This window comes from Bradyrhizobium sp. USDA 376, from assembly GCF_054063675.1.
On record NZ_JBSSGN010000001.1, the window covers coordinates 1,060,880 to 1,081,248 of the forward strand.

General features: G+C 65.2%; 19 protein-coding genes and 1 pseudogene. 5 read left to right on the forward strand and 15 right to left on the reverse strand.

From position 1 onward, the window contains the following. Position 1: 1 nt before the first annotated feature. From ACVJ19_RS04870 to ACVJ19_RS04885, 4 genes are all read right to left on the reverse strand, one after another. Positions 2–1,291 (reverse strand): M16 family metallopeptidase, encoded by a 1,290-nt coding sequence (locus ACVJ19_RS04870; protein WP_453948233.1) that lies wholly within the window; start codon positions 1,289–1,291, stop codon positions 2–4. Further along, positions 1,288–2,706: a threonine synthase gene (gene thrC, locus ACVJ19_RS04875; RefSeq protein ID WP_453948234.1), complete on the reverse strand. Its 1,419-nt coding sequence runs from the start codon at positions 2,704–2,706 to the stop codon at positions 1,288–1,290. The genes ACVJ19_RS04870 and thrC overlap by 4 nt, the downstream gene beginning before the upstream one ends. Before the next feature lie 222 nt (positions 2,707–2,928). Continuing rightward, on the reverse strand, positions 2,929–4,305 hold the full coding sequence (ltrA, locus tag ACVJ19_RS04880) for a group II intron reverse transcriptase/maturase (protein ID WP_028144467.1): 1,377 nt from the start codon (positions 4,303–4,305) through the stop codon (positions 2,929–2,931). Between the two features lie 823 nt (positions 4,306–5,128). Further along, positions 5,129–5,773 (reverse strand): response regulator transcription factor, encoded by a 645-nt coding sequence (locus ACVJ19_RS04885; protein WP_453948235.1) that lies wholly within the window; start codon positions 5,771–5,773, stop codon positions 5,129–5,131. Positions 5,774–5,859: 86 nt separating this feature from the next. Between ACVJ19_RS04885 and ACVJ19_RS04890 the strand changes: the two genes are divergently transcribed. Next, on the forward strand, positions 5,860–7,194 hold the full coding sequence (locus tag ACVJ19_RS04890) for an ATP-binding protein (RefSeq protein WP_453948236.1): 1,335 nt from the start codon (positions 5,860–5,862) through the stop codon (positions 7,192–7,194). Positions 7,195–7,201: 7 nt separating this feature from the next. On the opposite strand, the gene ACVJ19_RS04895 is transcribed toward ACVJ19_RS04890, so the two are convergent. The 9 genes from ACVJ19_RS04895 to coxB all read right to left on the reverse strand — a co-directional run bounded on the left by ACVJ19_RS04895 (position 7,202) and on the right by coxB (position 14,300). Next, on the reverse strand, positions 7,202–7,570 hold the full coding sequence (locus ACVJ19_RS04895; protein WP_260386818.1) for a nuclear transport factor 2 family protein: 369 nt from the start codon (positions 7,568–7,570) through the stop codon (positions 7,202–7,204). 119 nt (positions 7,571–7,689) lie between these two features. Next, positions 7,690–8,442 carry an SURF1 family protein gene (locus tag ACVJ19_RS04900; protein WP_453948237.1) on the reverse strand — a complete coding sequence of 251 codons (753 nt, stop codon included), beginning with the start codon at positions 8,440–8,442 and terminating at the stop codon, positions 7,690–7,692. Then, positions 8,439–8,837, reverse strand: coding sequence for a DUF983 domain-containing protein (locus ACVJ19_RS04905; protein WP_453948238.1), 399 nt, complete (start codon positions 8,835–8,837; stop codon positions 8,439–8,441). Before ACVJ19_RS04905 ends, ACVJ19_RS04900 begins: the two co-directional genes overlap by 4 nt. A 96-nt stretch (positions 8,838–8,933) precedes the next feature. Then, complete coding sequence (locus ACVJ19_RS04910; protein ID WP_453948240.1) at positions 8,934–9,830, reverse strand: cytochrome c oxidase subunit 3; 897 nt, start codon at positions 9,828–9,830, stop codon at positions 8,934–8,936. 78 nt (positions 9,831–9,908) lie between these two features. Next, positions 9,909–10,559 carry a cytochrome c oxidase assembly protein gene (locus ACVJ19_RS04915; protein WP_453948241.1) on the reverse strand — a complete coding sequence of 217 codons (651 nt, stop codon included), beginning with the start codon at positions 10,557–10,559 and terminating at the stop codon, positions 9,909–9,911. Positions 10,560–10,564: 5 nt separating this feature from the next. Next, complete coding sequence (locus ACVJ19_RS04920; protein ID WP_018644977.1) at positions 10,565–10,729, reverse strand: hypothetical protein; 165 nt, start codon at positions 10,727–10,729, stop codon at positions 10,565–10,567. A gap of 7 nt (positions 10,730–10,736) precedes the next feature. Continuing rightward, a complete protein-coding gene (locus tag ACVJ19_RS04925) occupies positions 10,737–11,681 on the reverse strand; it encodes a heme o synthase (RefSeq protein WP_453948242.1) in 945 nt (314 codons plus the stop codon). A gap of 61 nt (positions 11,682–11,742) precedes the next feature. Then, entirely contained in the window at positions 11,743–13,371 is a 1,629-nt protein-coding gene (gene ctaD / locus ACVJ19_RS04930) for a cytochrome c oxidase subunit I (RefSeq protein WP_453948243.1), read from the reverse strand. An 89-nt stretch (positions 13,372–13,460) separates the two neighbouring features. After that, a complete protein-coding gene (gene coxB, locus ACVJ19_RS04935; protein ID WP_453948244.1) occupies positions 13,461–14,300 on the reverse strand; it encodes a cytochrome c oxidase subunit II in 840 nt (279 codons plus the stop codon). Between the two features lie 447 nt (positions 14,301–14,747). On the opposite strand from coxB, the gene ACVJ19_RS04940 reads away from it, so the two are divergent. The 4 genes and pseudogenes from ACVJ19_RS04940 to ACVJ19_RS04955 all read left to right on the forward strand — a co-directional run. Then, a complete protein-coding gene (locus ACVJ19_RS04940) occupies positions 14,748–15,284 on the forward strand; it encodes an invasion associated locus B family protein (protein WP_453948245.1) in 537 nt (178 codons plus the stop codon). Between the two features lie 328 nt (positions 15,285–15,612). Continuing rightward, positions 15,613–17,040 (forward strand): metalloprotease TldD, encoded by a 1,428-nt coding sequence (tldD, locus tag ACVJ19_RS04945; RefSeq protein WP_453948246.1) that lies wholly within the window; start codon positions 15,613–15,615, stop codon positions 17,038–17,040. Next, complete coding sequence (gene lepB / locus ACVJ19_RS04950; protein ID WP_271583129.1) at positions 17,037–17,813, forward strand: signal peptidase I; 777 nt, start codon at positions 17,037–17,039, stop codon at positions 17,811–17,813. Before tldD ends, lepB begins: the two co-directional genes overlap by 4 nt. A gap of 120 nt (positions 17,814–17,933) precedes the next feature. Next, positions 17,934–18,119, forward strand: a pseudogene (locus ACVJ19_RS04955) (nucleotidyltransferase family protein); the annotation flags it as partial. Positions 18,120–18,168: 49 nt separating this feature from the next. Here ACVJ19_RS04955 and ACVJ19_RS04960 read toward each other — a convergent pair. Both ACVJ19_RS04960 and tnpC read right to left on the reverse strand, forming a co-directional pair. Further along, on the reverse strand, positions 18,169–18,819 hold the full coding sequence (locus tag ACVJ19_RS04960) for a UPF0149 family protein (protein ID WP_063712394.1): 651 nt from the start codon (positions 18,817–18,819) through the stop codon (positions 18,169–18,171). Continuing rightward, the gene (gene tnpC, locus ACVJ19_RS04965; RefSeq protein ID WP_035681142.1) at positions 18,816–20,366 is read right to left on the reverse strand and encodes an IS66 family transposase; all 1,551 of its coding nucleotides are present in this window, start codon (positions 20,364–20,366) and stop codon (positions 18,816–18,818) included. Before tnpC ends, ACVJ19_RS04960 begins: the two co-directional genes overlap by 4 nt. Positions 20,367–20,369 lie beyond the last annotated feature (3 nt).

Consider the following 20,369-nt stretch of genomic DNA (forward strand, 5'->3'; position numbering starts at 1 on the left):
CCTAATGCAGCCGCGCCCTGGCACGTGCCCGGGTCAATCCTTCCGCAAAAGACACCGCCGTGTCCAGACCCCTGCCGCTGCCCAATGCGACAACCGCAGGGCGGCTGCGCGAAAGCAGCGCACGCGCCGCGTCCCGGGTCGATTCGACGCTGACGGCGTCGATCCGGGCCACCAGTTCCTGCACCGTCTGCGGCCGGCCATAGGCGAGCACGTGCCGGGCGAGCTGCTCGGCACGCGACGAGCAGCTCTCCAGCGCCATCAGGAGCCCCGCCTTCATCTGCGCCTTGGCGCGCGCGATCTCGGCCTCGGTCAGCGTCTCCACGGACTCGTTCATGATGTCGACCACGACCTCCATCATCTCCGGCGCGTCGGCCGGATCGGTACCCGTGTAGAGGCCGAAGAAGCCGGTGTCGGTATAGGGCGCATGGAACGAGTAGATCGAGTAGCAGAGGCCACGCTTCTCGCGCACCTCCTGGAACAGCCGCGACGACATTCCGCCGCCGAGGACGTTGGTGAAAACCTGGAGCGAAAAAAGCGACACGTCGTTCTGCGGGACGCCCTCCAGCGCCAGCGTCAGATGCGCCTGCTCGAGCTCGCGATGCACCACCTTGGCGCCGCCCTTGCCGAACTGGGCGGGTTGCGGCTTCGGGCCCGGCGTCGCCTCGAAACTCGCAAAGCGCTTCTCGACCTCGGCGACCACCTGGCTGTGGTCGACTGCACCGGCGGCCGCCACCACCATGTCGGGACCGCGATAATGCGTCGAGAGATAGCCGCGCAGCATGTCGCGGTTGAAGCTGCGCAGCGTCTTGGCAGTGCCGAGCAGCGAACGCCCCATCGGCTGGTCGGGATAGCAGAGCTCGTTGAGATGCTCGAACACGACGTCGTCGGGCGTGTCCTGCGCGGCGCCGATCTCCTGCACGATGACGTTCTTCTCGCGCTCCAGTTCGTCCGGCTCGAAGGCGGGATTGGCCAGGATGTCGGCGAGCACGTCGAGCGCGAGCGGCACGTCGGCCTTCAGCACCCGCGCATAATAGGACGTGGTCTCGGTCGAGGTGCCGGCATTGAGGTCGCCGCCGACCGCCTCGATCTCCTCGACGATCTCGCGCGAGGAGCGCTTCGTCGTGCCCTTGAACGCCATGTGCTCCAGCAGATGCGAGATGCCGTGCTCGTTCGGCTTCTCGTCGCGTCCGCCGACGCCGGCCCAGACGCCGAGCGCAGCGGTCTCGAGATGGGACATCTTGTCGGTGACGACGGTGAGGCCGGACGCAAGCTTGGAAATCTCGACGCTCATCCGGCAACTCCCTGTTTTGCGGCGCGGCTGACCGACAGCACGAACCGCTCAACCTCGGCCTGATCGTTCTTCATCACCTTCATGTGTTCGGATTTGGTCATGAGACCGTCGAGCCAGGCCGGCAGTTGCGGCCGCTGGCCGCAGGCCGCTTCGACCGCGTCGGGGAATTTGGCCGGATGGGCGGTGGAGAGCACGATGCTGGGCACCCTGGTGTCGGTGGTGTCGCGGTCGGCGACAGCGAGCGCCACCGCGGTATGGGGGTCGACCAGCTCGCCCGCCTCGCGCCAGGCGGCGCGGATCGCAGCCGCAGTCTCGGTCTCGTCGGCGCGCCCGGCGTCGAACTCCTCGCGGATCGCGGCCAGCGTCGCGTCAGGCAGCACGAAGCGCCCGGACTGCTTCAGCGAATCCATCAGACGGCGCACGCCGGCGGCATCGCGCCGGCCGGCCTCGAACAGCAGCCGCTCGAAATTCGAGGAGATCTGGATGTCCATCGACGGCGACGCCGTGGCGTGCACCTCGCGCACCTCGTAGATGCCGGTCTTCAGCGTGCGCGCCAGGATGTCGTTGACGTTGGCGGCGATGCGCAGGGTGCGCACCGGCAGGCCCATGCGCTTGGCGACATAGCCGGCGAAGATGTCGCCGAAATTGCCGGTCGGCACCACGAAATCCACCGCGCGCGCCGGCGCACCGACGGCGACGGCGGAGGTGAAGTAGTAGACCACCTGGGCGACGATGCGCGCCCAGTTGATGGAGTTGACCCCGGAGAGCGAGGTCGCATCGCGGAAGCGATGGTTGTTGAACATGCCCTTCACGAGCGCCTGGCAGTCGTCGAAGGTGCCTTCGATGGCGAGCGCATGGACGTTGGCCGCGCCCGTCGTCGTCATCATCCGCTGCTGCACTTCCGAGATGCGGCCGTGCGGAAACAGCACGATGAGATCGACGTTCTCAAGGCCCGCGAAGGCCTCGACCGCGGCACCGCCGGTGTCGCCGGAGGTGGCGACCACGATGGTGGTGCGCTGGCCGCGCTTGGCGAGCACGTGGTCCATCAGCCGCGAGATCAGCTGCATCGCCACGTCCTTGAAGGCCAGCGTCGGACCGTGGAACAGCTCCAGCACGAACTGGTGCGGCGACATCTGGCGCAGCGGCACCACGGCGGGATGGCGGAAGGTGGCATAGGCCTCGTTCGCCATGCGGCCGAGCTCGGCATCGGAGATCTCGCCGGCGGCGAAGGGACGGATCACGTCGACCGCGACCTCCCAATAGGGGCGGCCGAAGAAGCCGGCGACGGTCTCGGCCGGGAGCTGGGGCCACGTCGCCGGTACATACAGGCCGCCGTCACGGGCAAGCCCGGTCAGCATCACGTCGCAGAAGCCGAGTTCAGGGGCCTCGCCCCGGGTCGAGATATAACGAGTCAAACTGCCCTCCAAAGGCCGGACAAGCCTGAGCCAGATCCGTAAGCCTTTGATTTTACGAAATTACTTGTCAACAGCCAGAGGCTTCGGGCCACCATAAAGTGTTTTGCGGCGTCGGGAAACCGCTTCCCGCCTGGGCCATTCAATCGGGATAGGGGGAAGCCTCGCGGCTCCGCCCCTCCCACACCACCGGACATACGGGTCCGTATCCGGCGGTTCAGCGGATTATGCGGGTCGCCGTGCCGCGACGGAAGCCAAGCCGAGTGAGGCAAAGAAGCCGTTTGGCAGAGCAATGGTGAGCGCGGGGCTGTTCGCGAGCCGCCAAGGGCCACGTGGGCTGCCGGCGGTTTGCGCCGCCAGATCCCGGCCGACGCCGCGGCGTCGCAACTCGGCAAAGCGAGCGGGTCCATACTTCCATTGCTTCCAGGCAACGGCGCGCAACCGTCGCCTGATCCACTGGTCAAGCACGCGCAACACCGACGGGGTTTGACAGAAGCCGAAGTAGCCGTGCCACCCAATCAGGTAGGTCGACAGTTCTTTGGCGATCTGCACGAGGCATCGACCACGCGTGCGTCGCGTGAGCTCCCGAACCTTCGCCTTGAAGCGGGCGAGTGCCTGCGGCGCGATGCGCCGCCGCGGTTCTTGCCCGCCGGTGAAGCTGAAGCCCAGGAACTTGCGAACACTCGGTTTGGCAACCGCGCTCTTCGCTTTGTTGATCTTGAGCTTGAGGCGCTTTTCGAGGAACCTCTCGACGCCAGCCAGCACCCGTTCGCCCGCCCGCTGACTGCGCACGTAGATGTTGCAGTCGTCGGCGTAACGCACGAAGCGGTGGCCGCGCTTCTCCAGTTCCTTGTCCAGCACATCCAGCATCAGGTTCGACAACAGCGGCGAGAGCGGACCGCCCTGCGGCGTGCCCTCTTCCGTCGGACTGACCAGCCCTCCTTCCAACACACCCGCATTCAGGAAGGCGCGGATGAGCTTCAGGATGCGCTTGTCAGCAACCCGCTTGGCAACCAGTCCCATCAGGATGTCGTGGTTGACCCGGTCAAAGAACTTCTCCAGGTCGATGTCCACCACGATGCTGTGGCCGGCCGCAATGTACGCCTGCGCCCGTTCCACCGCCCGATGTGCCGAGCGCCCCGGCCGAAAGCCGAAGCTCGTCTCGGCGAACGTCCTATCCCAATCCGCCTGCAGCACCTGCATCACCGCCTGCTGGATCAAGCGGTCGAGCACCGTCGGAATGCCGAGCGGCCGCAGGCCGCCCGACGCCTTCGGTATCTCCACCCGCCGCACCGGCTGTGGCTTGTAGGTGCCGTCAAGCAACTGGGCTCGGATCGCAGGCCAGTGCTCCTTCAGGTGGGCTGACAGCTCGCCGACGGTCATCCCGTCGACGCCCGCCGCGCCCTTGTTGCGCTTTACTTGCGCCAACGCTGCCTTCAGATTCTCACTCTCGACAACGTCTTCCATCGACGGTCCTGCGACCGCCGGGCGTTCGAGACAGACTTCCGCCGCACGCGCTTCAGGCTCTCGGGCGCCGGCGCTTCGGGCTTCACCCTCCGCTCCGGGGCTCAAGTTCAGCTCGACCTGATTCTTCTGCCGCATGGCTCGCACGAGATCGCCGCTCTACTGACCACTTCCACCGTTCAGGCCTTCAGCGGCGCGCTGCCGCCTACTACGCCCTCGGCTGACTTCTGCGCTGCGGTCAGGCCGTCTTGCGACGGTCTCAGTCTCGTTGCCGAGACACAGCGCAGACCTCCCGAGGTAAGACCGACCGCCTTCACCGCACGCCCGCCGAATTTACCACCCCGACCTTTGATGACCTTGGACTTCGCGATCAATTGCTCGCTCGTCCGGCCGGGTAGGCCTCGTTATCCGGTGTTTGTCCATCGGGCCGCGGCTTTGCTCCACGCTTTCTTCAGACCCCACCTCACGATGACGCCCTTGCGCTTCGCTAATCCTTCGCCGCCATCAGGCTGGATAGAGGACTTCCACCTCCAAGCTGTCGCTCATACTCGGCACACAACGAAAAGGGCTGCGGCGATGCCGCAGCCCTCTCTTGGAAGGTCTGTCGTTGATATGTGCAGACCGGTTTGGCTCGTCCGGGACGCCTGCCCGCTAAAACTGTTGGCGAAAGCTTTCGTCGCCTGTCACGAAATCGTCAAGAGCCAAAACCGCGCATGCTGGCAAATGTTCCTGTTTCTCCCGCTGCGCGCGAATGCCGCTGCTCCAGAGGCGAGCAGATCAAGAAGGTATTTTGCCGGTATTTCCTGAACTTCCGATCAAGACTGGAACGAACGCCGCTTCGGCCCATTGTGTCGGCGGATGGCGTCCGCTGCCGGCCATGCATTGCCCGGTCGGCGGAGGCGCCGATCCGTCGGCCGAACCGCTGCATCCTGGAGCAGCCGGTTCGGTCGCTGGCGGCAGGTCAGCTCATCCCGATTTCCACCGCGATCCGGATCAGGTCGGAATGGTTCTTGGCGCCAAGCTTCTGCTTGAGCAGCGAGGTGGTGTTGGCGACGGTCTTGTAGGAGATGCCGAGCGCCTCGGCGACCTCGACGATCTTGTCGCCACGCCCGAGCAGGCGGAGGATCTCCAGCTCTCGCGGCGTCATCTGCGAGGCCGGATTGGCCTTGATCGCGGCACCGGAGAACGTCACGGCCTCCGCGAGCTGCGGCGAGATGAAATTGTCGCCCGCGACCACCTTTCGCACCGCTTTCAGCAGGATCCGGGGATCGTCGCCCTTGGAGACATAGCCCTGGGCCCCAAGCTCGACCGCCCGCACCACGAAGGCCGGATCGTCGTTCATGCTGAACATGATGATCTTGGCCTCGGGATCGTCCTTGCGTATGCGTCGCATAAGCTCGAAGCCGGAGACATCGGGCAGGCTGATGTCGATCACGGTGACGTCGGGCCGCTTGCTGACATAGGCACGGTGACCGGATTTGGCGTCGCTGGCCTCTTCGATCCGGATCGAATGGTCGGAGGCAAACAGGGTGCGGCAGCCGGACAGCACCACGGGGTGGTCGTCGACAATGAGAATCCGGGTCGCCGGCTTGGCAATATCTTGCATCGCGCGCTCTCTTGTTTTTCGACTCATAGACCGGCGGGAACAAATGGAAAGAGCAAATCACGCCGATGCGCGTTAGAATTGACCTAATGTGGCAACGACTTTCCTTCAGGACGCAACTGTTTCTTCCGCTCGGCGCAGGTTTTCTCGCGGCGCTGGTCCTGGGCGGCATATTGCTGCAGATATTTGCAACCGGTCAACTGGCCGACGAGAACGAGCCGGCTCGACGTTCGACCAAAACGATCGCCGCCGCGCTCAACAACACCCTGCGCGCTTCGGACGATCCGCAGAAGACGCTTGAGGCCTTTGTCCAGTCCCTGGACACCTCCTCCGATATCCAATTCCGCGCAATGGAGGCGGGTCCCCTTCCCTCCGTGAAGGACGGTCTACGCAACCTCCGGGCGGTTCCGCGGTGGTTTCTCAACCTCTTGACCATGCCGGACCTCGACGCTGCGTCGCCCGTGGTCATTGACGGCAGGCATGTCGGCGACATCGTGTTCGTGCCGGACCTGTCGGCCGACCTGTTCGAGAAGTGGATCGGCTTCCTCGCGTTGACCAGCCTTGTCGTCGTGCTGATGGTGCTCACCGGCACCATCGCCTATCTCTTCGCGGGATCGGTGGTGCGCCCGCTGCAATATCTCGGCGAAGGACTGACGCGAATGCGGCGCGGCGACTACGCGACGCCGATCCCGGTCGGAGGACCGCCGGAGATCCGGCGCAGCTGCGAGGCGGCGAACGCCCTGGCCGCAACGCTCGCACAATTGAGCCAGGACAATCGCGACCTGTTGCACCGCCTGGTGTCGCTCCAGGACGACGAGCGGCGCGATCTCGCACGCGAGCTGCACGACGAGCTCGGCCCGCTGCTGTTCAGCATCCGCGCCGGCACGATCTCGCTGATCGAGGCCTCCCCACCGGCAGGAAATCTCGGCAATTCGGCGGAGGAGGTGCTGCAATCGGTCGAGGCGCTGCAGCACACCAACCGCCGAATCCTCGACCGGCTGCGCCCGCTCTACATCGAGGAACTGGGGCTGGAGACGAGCGTGCAGACGCTGCTTCGGAACTTCCGCAAGCAGGCACCTGATATCGGCCTGACGGCCACGATTGATTCCGGTCTCAACGCGATCGACGGACCGCTGGCCCAGACCGTCTATCGCGTGATCCAGGAGGCGCTGACCAACGTGCTGCGCCATGCCGGAGCGAGCAATGCCGATGTGCAGGCGGCTATCGTCGGCGACGCGCTCGTCATCGAGGTCTCCGACGACGGCGGCGGATTTCCCGAGGGCAATTTGTTCGGCCGCGGCCTGACCGGCATGCATGAGCGCGTGCGCGCGCTCAGCGGGTCGCTGTCATTGTTGCGCGCGGACGACCGCACCTATGTACGCTGCCACTTGCCCGCAGAGAAGGCGCGAGACGCGCCCGCGTGACGCCAAATCAGCACGCGCAGCCGTCATGCGCGTTCTGCCGCGAGGGCGTGCACAGCGTGCTGTAGATCTTGCCTTCGGGGCTGAAGCGAAACGAGGCGTGAATACGCAGTGCGCCGGCGACGGAATATTCGAGATCGACGCCATTCGGCGCCGGCTCGATCTCCTCCAGCCCGAACCCCGCCGCCAGATAGGCGCTGAGCCGCGACCCCCAGTAGCTTTCGAGCTCGCGCCGGCCGCGATGATAATGCTGCGTGCCGTTGCACGTGCACTCGACCTCCGCATCGTCCGCATAGAGGTCGAGCAACATCGCAAGGTCGCCGCTCCTGCAGGCATCCACCCAGTCGACGACAATTCCCATCTGATCGAAATCGCTCACGCCGCATTCCCTGTCTGCCGCGACAAACTCGAACGCGGCTTAGGATCACACTCGTGAATCCACACTGAATAATAAACCCCGGACGATTCCGGGTTCCGTCCGGGAACCTACGGGCGTCGTTAACTTTCGCGCCGCGCTCTCACCCAAACGCCGAACGCGATCAGCACCGCTCCTGCGAGCGTGAACCAGGTGACGGCGTATTGCAGGTGATCGTCCTTCAGATGCACGTCGAGCGCACCGGGGCGCGGAATTCCGTTTTCCGGCGCCGGCTGCTCCAGGTCGACATAGAACGGCGCCACCGCACCCCAGCCGAGCGCGCTTGCGATCGCGAGATGATCGCGCACGAACCAGAGCCGCTTGTCGCGGTTCTCCGCCGGCGTCATCCAGCCAGGTGCCTCGGGGAAGCGGAGATAGCCGGTGAGCGCGACCGCCTGCCCGGTGACGAGCTTCTTCACCGCACGGTCCTCGACTCCGCGGTCCTGCATCGTGTTCTCGACGAAGCCCGCATCGATCACCACCATCTCGCCGGTCGGGAGCCGCGCCGGCAGGAAGGCCCAGGTGCCGGGACCTGAAGCGTCCTTGCGCACGGCCGAGCCGGACGAATAGACCATCGCGTCAGGCAGCGGGGCATAGGTCGCGGTGAAGCTGATCCGGCGGAATTCATCGCGGGCGGGATTCAGCGCGGCCCATTGCGAAGGCGGCGGCAGCGCGATCGGCGCGTCGGCGAGGCGTTCAGTGAGCGCAGCGACGAGCTCGTGCTTGGCGGTCCGGCGCTGCAATTGCCAGAAGCCGAGCCCGAGGAAGACGGCGGTCAGGAACAGCGTGAACAGCGCGAAGCCGGCCACGCGAGGCTTGCGCGCAGTCTCTCTCATTTCGCGCGGTCGATCAGCCGGCCCGGTGCCGCCTTGTGGTGGAATTGCAGCGCGATCAGCAGCGACTTCATCGCGCGTAGCGGCAGCAGCGTGGTGGCGAGGATCAGCGGCAGCCACAGCACCGCATGCAGCCAGTACGGCGGCTGATACTTGACCTCGACGATCAGCGCGCACGCGACAACGATGCCGCCGGCCAGCATGATGATGAAGATCGCTGGACCGTCGCCGGTGTCGATGAAGGCATAGTCGAGACCACAGCGGTCGCAGGAAGGCGCGAGCGTCAGGAAGCCAGCATAGAGCTTGCCCTGGCCGCAGCGCGGACATTTGCAGGCAAGCCCGCGCATCGCGCTTTGCAGGACGGTGGTCTCGGGCCTGGATGTGCCGGTGTCGTTCATGTCGCGGACTCTATCACAGTTTCGGCGGATACTTGCCGTGGCCGAAAAGCGAAAGGGCGGCCCCGCGGCCGCCCTTTCCAATCAATCCATCACAGCTCAGTGCGCGCCGTGAGCCATGGTCTCGGCACCGTGTCCCCACACGTAGATGGCGAGGAACAGAAACAGCCAGACCACGTCGACGAAGTGCCAGTACCAGGCGGCGAATTCGAAGCCGAGGTGCTGCTTCGGCGTGAAGTGGCCGGCATAGGCGCGCGCAAGGCACACGATCAGGAAGATGGTGCCGACCAGCACGTGGAAGCCGTGGAAGCCGGTCGCCATGAAGAAGGTCGCGCCATAGACGTTGCCGGCGAAGGAGAACGCCGCGTGGCTGTACTCATAGGCCTGCACGCAGGTGAAGAGCGCGCCGAGCACGACGGTGAGGATCAGGCCGTATTTCAGGCCCTGGCGGTCGTTCTCGAGCAGCGCGTGGTGGGCCCAGGTCACGGTGGTGCCCGACGTCAGCAGGATCAGCGTGTTGAGGAGCGGCAAGTGCCAGGGATCGAAGGTCTCGATGCCCTTGGGCGGCCAGGTGCCGGGCACCGCGCAGGCGCCGGCCTGGGTGCCGAGGCCGCAGCCGAACACGGCGTCACGGGTGGCGTGGACGGCGTCGGCCGGAAACAGCGCGGCGTTGAAATAGGCCCAGAACCAGGCCACGAAGAACATCACCTCGGAGGCGATGAACAGGATCATGCCGTAGCGGTGATGCAGCTGCACCACGCGGGTGTGGTCGCCCTTGTACTGGGCTTCCTTGATCACGTCACCCCACCAGCTTGCCATGGTGTAGAGCACGCCGACGGTGCCGACGCCGAACACGATCGGGGCGGCCGCGAACATGTGATGCATCCAGGCGATCGCGCCGACCGCCATGATGAAGGCCGAGAGCGAGCCGACCGCCGGCCAGGGAGAGGGATCGACGAGGTGATAGTCGTGATGCTTGCCTTGCGCCGTAGCCATTTCCGTCTCTCTCCTCAATCCCGTGCCTATCAGGCACTTATCCCCTTGTGTCCAACCTTCCGGGCGTGAGCCCGGCGGTCAGAGATTTCCCTTGCGTCTGTCGGCTTCGCCCGATGCCAGCGGCTTCACCACCGGATCCTTCACCGGATAGAAGGTGTAGGACAGCGTGATCGTGTTCAGCCCGTCGTTCTCGCGATCGTCGGCGATCGAGGGATCGACGTAGAACACGACCGGCATCTCGCGCTTCTCGCCCGGCGCCATGGTCTGCTCGGTGAAGCAGAAGCAGTTGATCTTCTGGAAGTAGGAGCCGACCGTCAGCGGCGCGACGTTGTAGGCGGCTTGCCCTGCGGTGGTGCGCGCGGCCTGGTTGGTCACGGTGTAGAAGACGGTCACGACCTGGCCGATATTGACCTCGATCTCGTTCTGCTCCGGCTCGAACTTCCAGGGCAGGCCGGGCGCGACATTGGAATCGAAGCGCACCGAAATCTTTCGCGCAATCGGACCGGTGGCCGGCGCGGAGGTCGCCACTTGCGTCGTGCCGTTGAAGCCGGTGGCGCGGCAGAACCAGTTGTAGAACGGCACCGCCGCATAGGAGGCGCCGACCATCAGCGCGACCACGCCGCCGCAGATGGACGCAACCACCACATCACGACCCAGCCCGCGGCCCTTGGCACGGCTGTTGGCCGGCTTGGCGCTGACATCCCGCGATATGGTCGGCTCGTGATCCATGTTTCCTACATCGGCCGGACTAGCACTGCCGGTCCCTTGACCATGGTGACGGCGAAGAACAGCACCACGAGCACGCCGAGCGCCAGAGCAATGGCAATGGAGCGCTGACGACGGCTCTTCTTCTGCGCCTCGGTGAGGACGATTCCATCTGGCTCAGGTTTGTCAGCCATTCCTGCCTCATGCGCCCCCAACCATCGGAGCAAGCGCCCGATACACGACCTCGGCCAGCAGGGTCGCAAACAGCGCGAACAGATACAGGATCGAGAAAGCAAACAGTTTGCGGGTCGCACGCAACGACTGGCTGCGCTCGCGGCGCATATAGACGTTGATGGCGAGCACCAGCATGCCGGCGCCGAGGATCAGCGAGACCACACCGTAGACGGCGTCGAAATAGCCGAGCGCCCAGGGCGCCGCCGCAACCGCGATCAGCACGAGGGTGTAGAGCAGGATCTGCAGACGCGTCGCGTCGGGGCCGGCGACGTTGGGCAGCATCGGAATGCCGGCGCGCGCGTAATCGTCGGAGCGGAACAGCGCCAGCGCCCAGAAATGCGGCGGGGTCCAGAAGAAGATGATGGCGAACAGCAGCAGCGGCTCGACGTCGACGGTGCCCGTGACCGCGGCCCAGGCCACCACCGGCGGCAGCGCACCGGCGGCGCCGCCGATCACGATGTTCTGCGCGGTCCAGCGCTTCAGCCACATCGTGTAGATCACGACGTAGAAGAAGATGGTGAAGGCGAGCAGCGCGCCCGCGATCCAGTTGACGAGGATGCCGAGCGTCATCACCGAGAAGAAGGCGAGCGTCATGCCGAATGCCATCGCCTCGGGGCGGGTGATACGGCCGCGCGGGATCGGCCGGTTCGCCGTGCGCGACATCTTGGCGTCGATGTCGCCTTCGAGCGCCATGTTGAGCGCGCCGGAGGCACCGGCACCGACGGCGATACAGAGCAGCGAGGTGATGGCGAGCACCGGGTGGAAATTCCCTGGCGCCATCGCCATCCCGACCAGCGCGGTGAAGATCACCAGCGACATCACCCGCGGCTTGAGCAACGCGATGTAGTCGCCCACCTCCGCTTCGGAGATATGGGGATCGATGTCGGCGGCGTGGTGGTCGAGGACGGACACTTAATTCAACTCGCTTCGTTATAGAGCCGCGGCGCCCGTCACGGGCGCCGCGGGAGATCGATTACTGCACGCGGGGCAGCACTTCGAACTGGTGGAAGGGCGGCGGCGAGGGCAGCGTCCACTCCAGCGTGGTCGCGCCCGCACCCCAGGGATTGTCGCCCGCCGGCACCTTCTTCATGAAGGCGTCGATCACGCAGTAGAGGAAGATCAGCACGCCGAAGCCGGAGATGTAGGAGCCGAGCGAGGAGACCAGGTTCCAGCCGGCGAAGGCGTCGGGATAGTCGACGTAGCGGCGCGGCATGCCCGACAGCCCGAGGAAGTGCTGCGGGAAGAACACCAGGTTGACGCCGATGAAGGTGACCCAGAAGTGCGCCTTCGCCAGAGTCTCGTTGTACATGTAGCCCGACATCTTCGGGAACCAGTAGTACCAGCCGGCGAAGATCGCGAACACCGCACCGAGCGACAGCACGTAGTGGAAGTGCGCGACGACGTAGTAGGTCTCCTGCAGCACGCGGTCGACGCCGGCGTTCGCCAGCACGACGCCGGTGACGCCGCCGACCGTGAACAGGAAGATGAAGCCCACCGCCCAGATCATGGGCGCGCGGAATTCGATCGAGCCGCCCCACATCGTGGCGATCCAGGAGAAGATCTTCACGCCGGTCGGAACCGCGATGACCATCGTGGCGGCGACGAAATAGGCCTGCGTCGCCGAGGACATGCCGACCGTGTACATGTGGTGCGCCCACACCACGAAGCCGATGCCGCCGATCGCGACCATGGCGTAGGCCATGCCGAGATAGCCGAACACGGGCTTGCGCGAGAAGGTCGAGACGATCTGGCTGATCATGCCGAAGCCGGGCAGGATCAGGATGTACACTTCGGGGTGACCGAAGAACCAGAACAGGTGCTGGAACAGCACGGGGTCGCCGCCGCCGTCGGGCGCGAAGAACGTCGTGCCGAAATTGCGGTCGGTGAGCAGCATGGTGATCGCACCGGCAAGCACCGGCAGTGACAGCAGCAGCAGGAACACCGTCACCAGGATCGACCACACGAACAGCGGCATCTTGTGCAGGGTCATGCCCGGCGCGCGCATGTTGAAGATCGTGGTGATGAAGTTGATGGCGCCGAGGATCGACGAGGCGCCCGCCAGATGCAGCGACAGGATCGCGAAGTCGACGGCCGGGCCCGGATGGCCGGAGCTCGACAGCGGAACGTACATGGTCCAGCCGGCGCCGACGCCGTTGGCGCCGGGCTCGCCCTCGACGAAGGTCGACATCAAGAGCAGCGCGAAGGAGGCGGGCAGCAGCCAGAACGAGATGTTGTTCATGCGCGGGAACGCCATATCAGGCGCGCCGATCATCAGCGGCACGAACCAGTTGCCGAAGCCGCCGATCATCGCGGGCATGACCATGAAGAAGATCATGATCAGGCCGTGGGACGTCACGAAGACGTTGTAGGTGTGCGTCTCGTGGAAGATCTGCACGCCCGGATACATCAGCTCGGCCCGGATCGCGATCGACATCGCGGCGCCGATGACGCCGGCGATGACCGCGAAGATCAGGTACATCGTGCCGATGTCCTTGTGGTTGGTCGAATAGACGTAGCGCCGCCATCCGGTCGGATGGGCGTGCTCGTGGTCATGTCCGTGGTCTTGCGCGTGATCGCCGTGTGCCGCTGCGCTCGTTGCCATTTTCAAATCCTGCCTTGCGTCCCAATCGGACCTTTGGAGGTCCCGCCCTTTTATCTCGCTTTCGGTCCCCTCGAGCCTTGACCCGGCGCTTACTGCGTCGGGCCGGCCGCGGAGGCGTAGGTGCTGGTGCCGCCGCTCGCGAACTTCTTCTTCGCCGTCTCGACCCAGGAGGCGAACTCCTGGTCGCTGACCACGCGGATCGCGATCGGCATGAAGGCGTGATCCTTGCCGCAGAGCTCAGAGCACTGGCCGTAGAACATGCCGGTCTTGGCGGCCTTGAACCAGGTCTCATTCAGCCGCCCCGGAATGGCGTCGATCTTGACGCCGAACGCCGGCAGCGCGAAGGCGTGGATGACGTCTGCACCGGTCACCTGAACACGAATCACCTTGTTGACCGGCACCACCATCTCGTTGTCGACGCCGAGCAGGCGGGGCTGCTTGTCCTGGGCCATCAGCGAGTCGAACTCGAACTTGCCGTTGTCGGGATAGGCGTAGGACCAGTACCACTGCTTGCCGGTCGCCTTGATGGTCAGGTCCGCCTTCGGAATGTCGAGCTCCAGGAACAAGAGGCGGAACGACGGCACCGAGATGCCGACCAGGATCAGCACCGGAACCAGCGTCCACGCCACCTCGATCAGCGTGTTGTGGGTGGTCCGCGACGGCACCGGATTGGCCCTCGCGTTGAACTTGATGACCACGACCACCAGCAGCGCCAGAACGAACAGCGTGATCAGCGTGATCAGCACGAACAGGAAGTTGTGGAACCAGACGATGTTGTCCATCACCGGCGAGCCGGACTGCTGGAGCGTCCACTCCCACGGCGCCGGCTGCCCAAGCTCGGCGAATGCCGCGCCGCCCGTCGCCAGCGTCAGGCCAGCAACGGCCAATCCCAGCAAATGCCGGCCTACCCGGCCCATCGACATCCTCATGCCGTTCGCGCTCCCCTTACGAAATCACCCCAAGTGCATTCCCCTGTTTCCGGGAAACGCTTATTCGATCCGTCCGTCTGACAAACCGCCGCTCAAGAATACCTCTAAGAGGAATTGGGGCCAGATCGCTAGAACGCCGAAATCAAGCCTCTCAAACCATAATTCTTGATCCATCGCAATGCAGTCTTGAGCCCCGTCTGCCAGCGATCACCCGCAAGATATTTCCTAGTAAGATCAGACAAAAATACCGTTTCCCGGGATGCCGCGGCTTGACAGCGGAATTGCCCGCTGTAGGCACTTGCGAACGGCCGCACAGGAACCTGATTCGTGCCGGCGGCGGCGGCCTCGGCGGCGCGGAATTTGCTTGGGAATTGCCTTCAAGACGCCGTCATTTCCGTATCAGTCCACCCGCGCAAGCGACCCAAGCGAGCAGAGGGACCGACCCCGATGGGGCTTTCGAGATGCATGGCAAGGCAGGCTAACGGCGGCCTCACGGCGCTGGCAGCCCTGCTGGCTGCGGTCGTTCTCCTGGCGCTCCCGGACCTCGCCCATGCGCAGGGCGCGGTGCGCTCCGTCCATGGCGACTGGCAGATCCGCTGCGACACCCCGCCGGGCGCCCAGACCGAGCAATGCGCCCTGATCCAGAGCGTGGTGGCCGAAGACCGCTCCAATGCCGGCCTGACCGTGATCGTGCTCAAGACCGCCGACCAGAAGAGCCGCCTGATGCGGGTGGTCGCCCCGCTCGGCGTCCTCCTGCCCTCCGGCCTCGGGCTGAAGCTCGACAACCAGGACGTCGGCCGCGCCGGCTTCGTCCGCTGCCTGCCCAATGGCTGCGTCGCCGAGGTCGTGATGGACGACAAGCTGCTCGGCCAGCTCCGCAACGCCAAGACCGCCACCTTCATCATCTTCGAGACCCCGGAAGAAGGCATCGGCTTCCCGCTCAGCCTGAACGGGCTCGGCGAGGGCTATGACAAGTTGCCGTAGAGCGGTATCCGGTCGCACATTCTCAATCCCGTCATCCTGAGGCGCGAGTTCGGCAGCGCAATCGCGCTGCCGAAGGAGCCTCGAAGGATGAACGGCCGAGCTGCCAGCCGGGCCGTCGCCCTTCGAGGCTCGCTGAACAGGCGAGCACCTCCAGCGACAACGGCTCCGCCGTTGCGCGGGGGTGGTGATGGACCGAAGCTTTCGATCCGCGCTTCGGATATGGCAATGATTTCAATCATGTCGTTTCGGTAATGTGACGGCCCGCCCTCTCGCCGAACGGTTCGGAAGCCATTATCTTGCCCGACATCTCTCCGACAATGGGTGATCGATGACCAACCCCGCCACAACCTCCCTGCTCGACCGTGCCAATCTCGACCGCGACCAGGTTCGCAACGAGGTCGCGCGCGGGCTCGCCGGCGCCGATGACGGTGAACTGTTCCTGGAATACAGCCAGACCGAAGCGCTGATGTTCGACAATGGGCGGCTGAAGCAGGCGACCTACGACACCTCGCAGGGTTTTGGGCTTCGCGCCGTCAAGGACGACGCGGTGGGTTACGCGCATTCCTCCGACGTGTCGCTGCCGGCGCTGATTCGCGCCGCCGACGCGGTCGCGGCCGTGCGCGGCGGCTACTCGGGCAGCTTTGCGGCCCCGCCGGCGCATACCAACGTGCGGCTCTATAGTGACGACAATCCGCTGGATGCGCCCGGCTTCGAGACCAAAGTAAAACTGCTCGCCGAGATCGACGCCTATTTGCGCGACAAGGATCCAAGAGTACGGCAGGTCAGTGTGAGTCTCGGTGCGACCTGGCAGGTCGTCGAGATCCTGCGGCCCGACGGCGAGAGCTATCGCGACATCCGCCCGCTGGTGCGCGTCAACATCTCCGTCGTCGCCGGCCAGGGCGACCGCCAGGAGAGCGGCAGCAAGGGCTATGGCGGCCGCGCCGGCTATGCCGAATTCATCGAGAGCAAGAACTGGCGCGACGCCGCCGACGGCGCCCTGCGCGAGGCGCGGGTGAACCTCGAGTCCATTCCGGCTCCGGCCGGCGAGATGGACGTCGTGCTCGGCGCCGGCTGGCCCGGCGTGATGCTGCATGAAGCGGTCGGCCATGGCCTCGAGGGCGACTTCAACCGCAAGAAAACGTCTGCGTTCGCCGGCCTGATGGGCCAGCAGGTCGCGGCCAAGGGCGTCACCGTGGTCGACGACGGCACCATTGCCTCGCGCCGCGGCTCGCTCTCGATCGACGACGAGGGCACGCCGACCAACCGCACCGTGCTGATCGAGGACGGCATCCTGGTCGGCTACATGCAGGACCGCCAGAACGCACGGCTGATGAACATGAAGCCGACCGGCAACGGCCGTCGCCAAGGTTACGCCCATGTGCCGATGCCGCGCATGACCAACACCTACATGCTCGCGGGCGACCGCGATCCGGCGGAGATCCTCGCCTCCGTGAAGAACGGCGTGTTCGCCGCGAATTTCGGCGGCGGCCAGGTCGACATCACCTCGGGCAAATACGTGTTCCAGTGCACCGAGGCCTACAAGATCGAGAACGGCAAGATCGGCGCGCCCCTGAAGGGCGCAATGCTGATCGGCAACGGGCCGACCGACCTGCATCGCATCCGCATGATCGGCAACGACCTCGCGCTCGACACCGGCATCGGCACCTGCGGCAAGAACGGCCAGGGCGTGCCTGTCGGCGTCGGCCAGCCGTCGCTTCTGATGGAACGCATCACCGTGGGTGGAACAGGCGCATGAGCGTTGAAAAAGTAACTGCGCCGGCCAAGCGCAAGAGCAGCGGCTGGGGCGGGCAGATCGTTCAGCTCGCCGGCATTGTTGTCGCCGTGTTCATCGCCAAGGGCGCGCTCGCCGAGCCGTTCTACGTGCCGTCGGGTTCGATGGAGCCGACGCTGCTGATCGGCGATGCGCTGCTCGCCTCGAAATTCCCCTATGGCTACGGCACCTCGTCGCTGCCGATCCAGATCAACCTGCCCGAGAGCGGCCGCGTCTTCGCGGAGACGCCGAAGCAGGGCGACGTCGTGGTGTTCCGCTGGCCTGGCGATCGCTCGCAGGCCTGGGTCAAGCGCGTCGTCGGCCTGCCCGGCGACCGCATCCAGATGCGACAGGGCCAGCTCTTCATCAACGACCGCCCCGCCGAGTTGAAGCCGGACGGCGTCGGCTCCGCCGAGGACGACAATGGCGGCACCGAGCCGGCCTATCGCTATGTCGAGACGCTGCCGAACGGCGTCTCGCACCTGATCTTCAAGATGCGTGACAACGGTCCCCTCGACAACACGCCTGAGGTGACGGTGCCGGCGGGACATCTCTTCGTCCTCGGCGACAACAGGGACAACTCCGCCGACAGCCGCGTGCCGCTGCGCTCCGGCGGTGTCGGGCTCCTGCCGGTCGACAATCTGATCGGGCGCGCCGACGCCGTGGTCGGCTCCTGGGACCTCGGCATGCGCAGCCAGCCGGTGTGGACCTGGCTGTCCGGCTTCAGGCTCGCGCGGTTCTTCACCGCCGTGCATTGAGCGGGATCGTAGATCGTAGGGTGGGCAAAGCGGAAGCGTGCCCACCACGTCTGTCGCAAGGTGGAGGGATGGTGGGCACGACGCGCAAAGAGCGCGCCTTTGCCCACCCTACGATTTCCGATGACCCGCGACGAATTTCTCGCTCTCGCCCTGCGCAATCCGATCAACGCAGCGATCATCGACGAGCTGCATCGTCTCACGCTGCCGGATGCCTGGCTGGTCTCGGGATGCCTGGTGCAGACGGTGTGGAACGTGCTCACGGGCCGCGCCATCGATCACGGCATCGCCGACTACGACGCGTTCTATTGTAAACGGTACGAGAGGCCCACGGAGCCACGGACTTGGTGCGGACGGCCTACGCACCGCGCTTGAAGCGTATAGGCATCCAGAACTGCCGGAGGGCCTCGACGGTTGCTGGAATGTTGCGCCAGGCGTTTTGGATGATGGGCTGCGTTCCCAGCGTGCGCCGGGCCGGGGGTAGCAAGGGTCGACCGGCGTCGTCGATGCAATGGACCAAGATCGGCCGCAGCATAAGGTGTTCGGTTCCATTCGGGGGGAGAAGCCGCGACCAGACGAGAAGCCGAAGCTTCATGACGGCGTAGAAGCCCATGCACCAGGGCTGCGGGTCGACTTCGCCGTCCGGTGATCGCACGAACAGCGGCTCGAAGCTCTCCGGTCTCGTCGACAGCGTCTCGCTGATAGCGTTGTGGCGCATCAGCGTGGCGGCGATTGCCGAGAACTCCTCGGTGTCGTGATTGAAGGCGTCGGGATCTACGCCGAGGAGCGGGCACACCCATTCCTCGGACGCCATCGAGACCGGCCCGGCGACGACCGCGGCCACCGCGCCATCGAGCATGGAGAGCGACGTCGCCCGCGGATGCCGAAGCGTCGGCGACCTGGCGCGCTTGCTGATCCATTGCCCGAGCCGTTCGAACGACATGGCATAGTCCGCCATCGTCGTCTTGCGTGCTTTTCGCGTTCCCCGCCCTTGCTTCGGCTTCGTCATGCCACGGCCCGCTTTTCGGCTTCGCGTGCGGCCTTCCAGTTCCAGGCCAGAAGTTCGTGAAGCTGGTTGGTCTTCGTGGCGCCGCTCACCATGCGATCGAGAACGTCGACGAGATACGCCTCGGGGTCGAGGCCATTCAATTTCGCTGTGTTAAGAAGCGAAGCGAGTATCGCCCAGGTCTCGCCCCCGCCTTCGTCACCACTGAACAACGAGTTCTTTTTTCCGATCGCAATTGGCCTGATCGATCGTTCGACCGTGTTGGTGTCCGGCTCGAGCCGCCCGTCATCCAGGAACGTCGTCAGGCCCTGCCAGCGTTCGAGCATGTAGTCGATCGCCTTGATGAGCGTCGAGCGGCGGGAGATCCCGTCCTTCACCGCGATCAGACGGGCCCTCAACGCCTCCATCAGCGGCTTCGTCTCGGCCTGTCGCGTCGCGCGGCGTTCCCCAGCATCGAGACCGCGGATCCTCTCCTCGATCGCGTAGACGGCCGCAATGCGCTCGATGACCTCCGCGGCGAAGGGTGAGTTCGTCGTCTTGTGCACCCTCACGAAGTTGCGGCGCGCGTGAACGAGACAATACGCCAGCTGGATCTGGCCCGACATCATCGCATCGCCCGCCAGCGAGGCGTAGGCGGCATAGCCGTCGACTTGCAGCACGCCTTCGAAGCCGGCTAACTGCGCCACGATCTCCTTTTTGCCGCGACCACCTGCGAACACGTAGGCGACCGCCGGCGGCGCCGGCCCCTTCCACGCCCGATCGTCCGTCGCGTGCGCCCAGAACTGGCAGATCCTCGTGCGGCCGCGTCCCGGATCGAGCACTGGCATCGGCGTCTCGTCGCAGAACAGCCGCTCGAAGCCGTGCATAGTCTTCAGTTGCAGATCGTAGAGGCCCCTGACCAGCCACGCCGCGCTCCCCATCCAGCGCGCCAGCGTCTGACGGTCGACGACGACACCCTGACCCGCCAGGATCTGCGTCTGGCGATAGAGCGTCGATTGCCAGGCATATTTGGCCGCGGCGATATGCGCGATCAGCGCCGTCGTTGCCATGCCGCCCTCGACGAGCCGCGCCGGTGCCGGGGCCTGGACAATCGGGCCCTCACAGGAGCGGCAGGCGTATTTTGGACGGATCGTGCGGAGCACGCGCAGCCACGCGGGAACCCGATCGAGCGCTTCGCTGCTCTCCTCGCCGATCCGATGCATCTGACCCGTGCAGCACGGGCACAGCGTGGACGCCGGCTCGATCACCCGCTCGACCCGAGGCAGATGCGCCGGCAGCGCGCCGATGTTGCGCTTCGCTTTGCGCCGCTCCGGCCGCGGCGCGTCCGGTTTGTCGTCATTGGCCGGGAGCTGTGAGCCGGCGGTCCGTTCCAGATCAAACGCGATCTGTTCGGCGCAGACGATCGCCGCGCGCTCCGATCGTGCGCCGAAGATCAGGCTCTTCAACGTGGCGATCTCTGCGCGCAGATCATCGTTCTCGCCTTCGAAAGCCAGCACCATCTCGGCAAGAGCCGCAGGGTCAGAGGGGAGATCTTCGGGGCGAAGCGCCATATC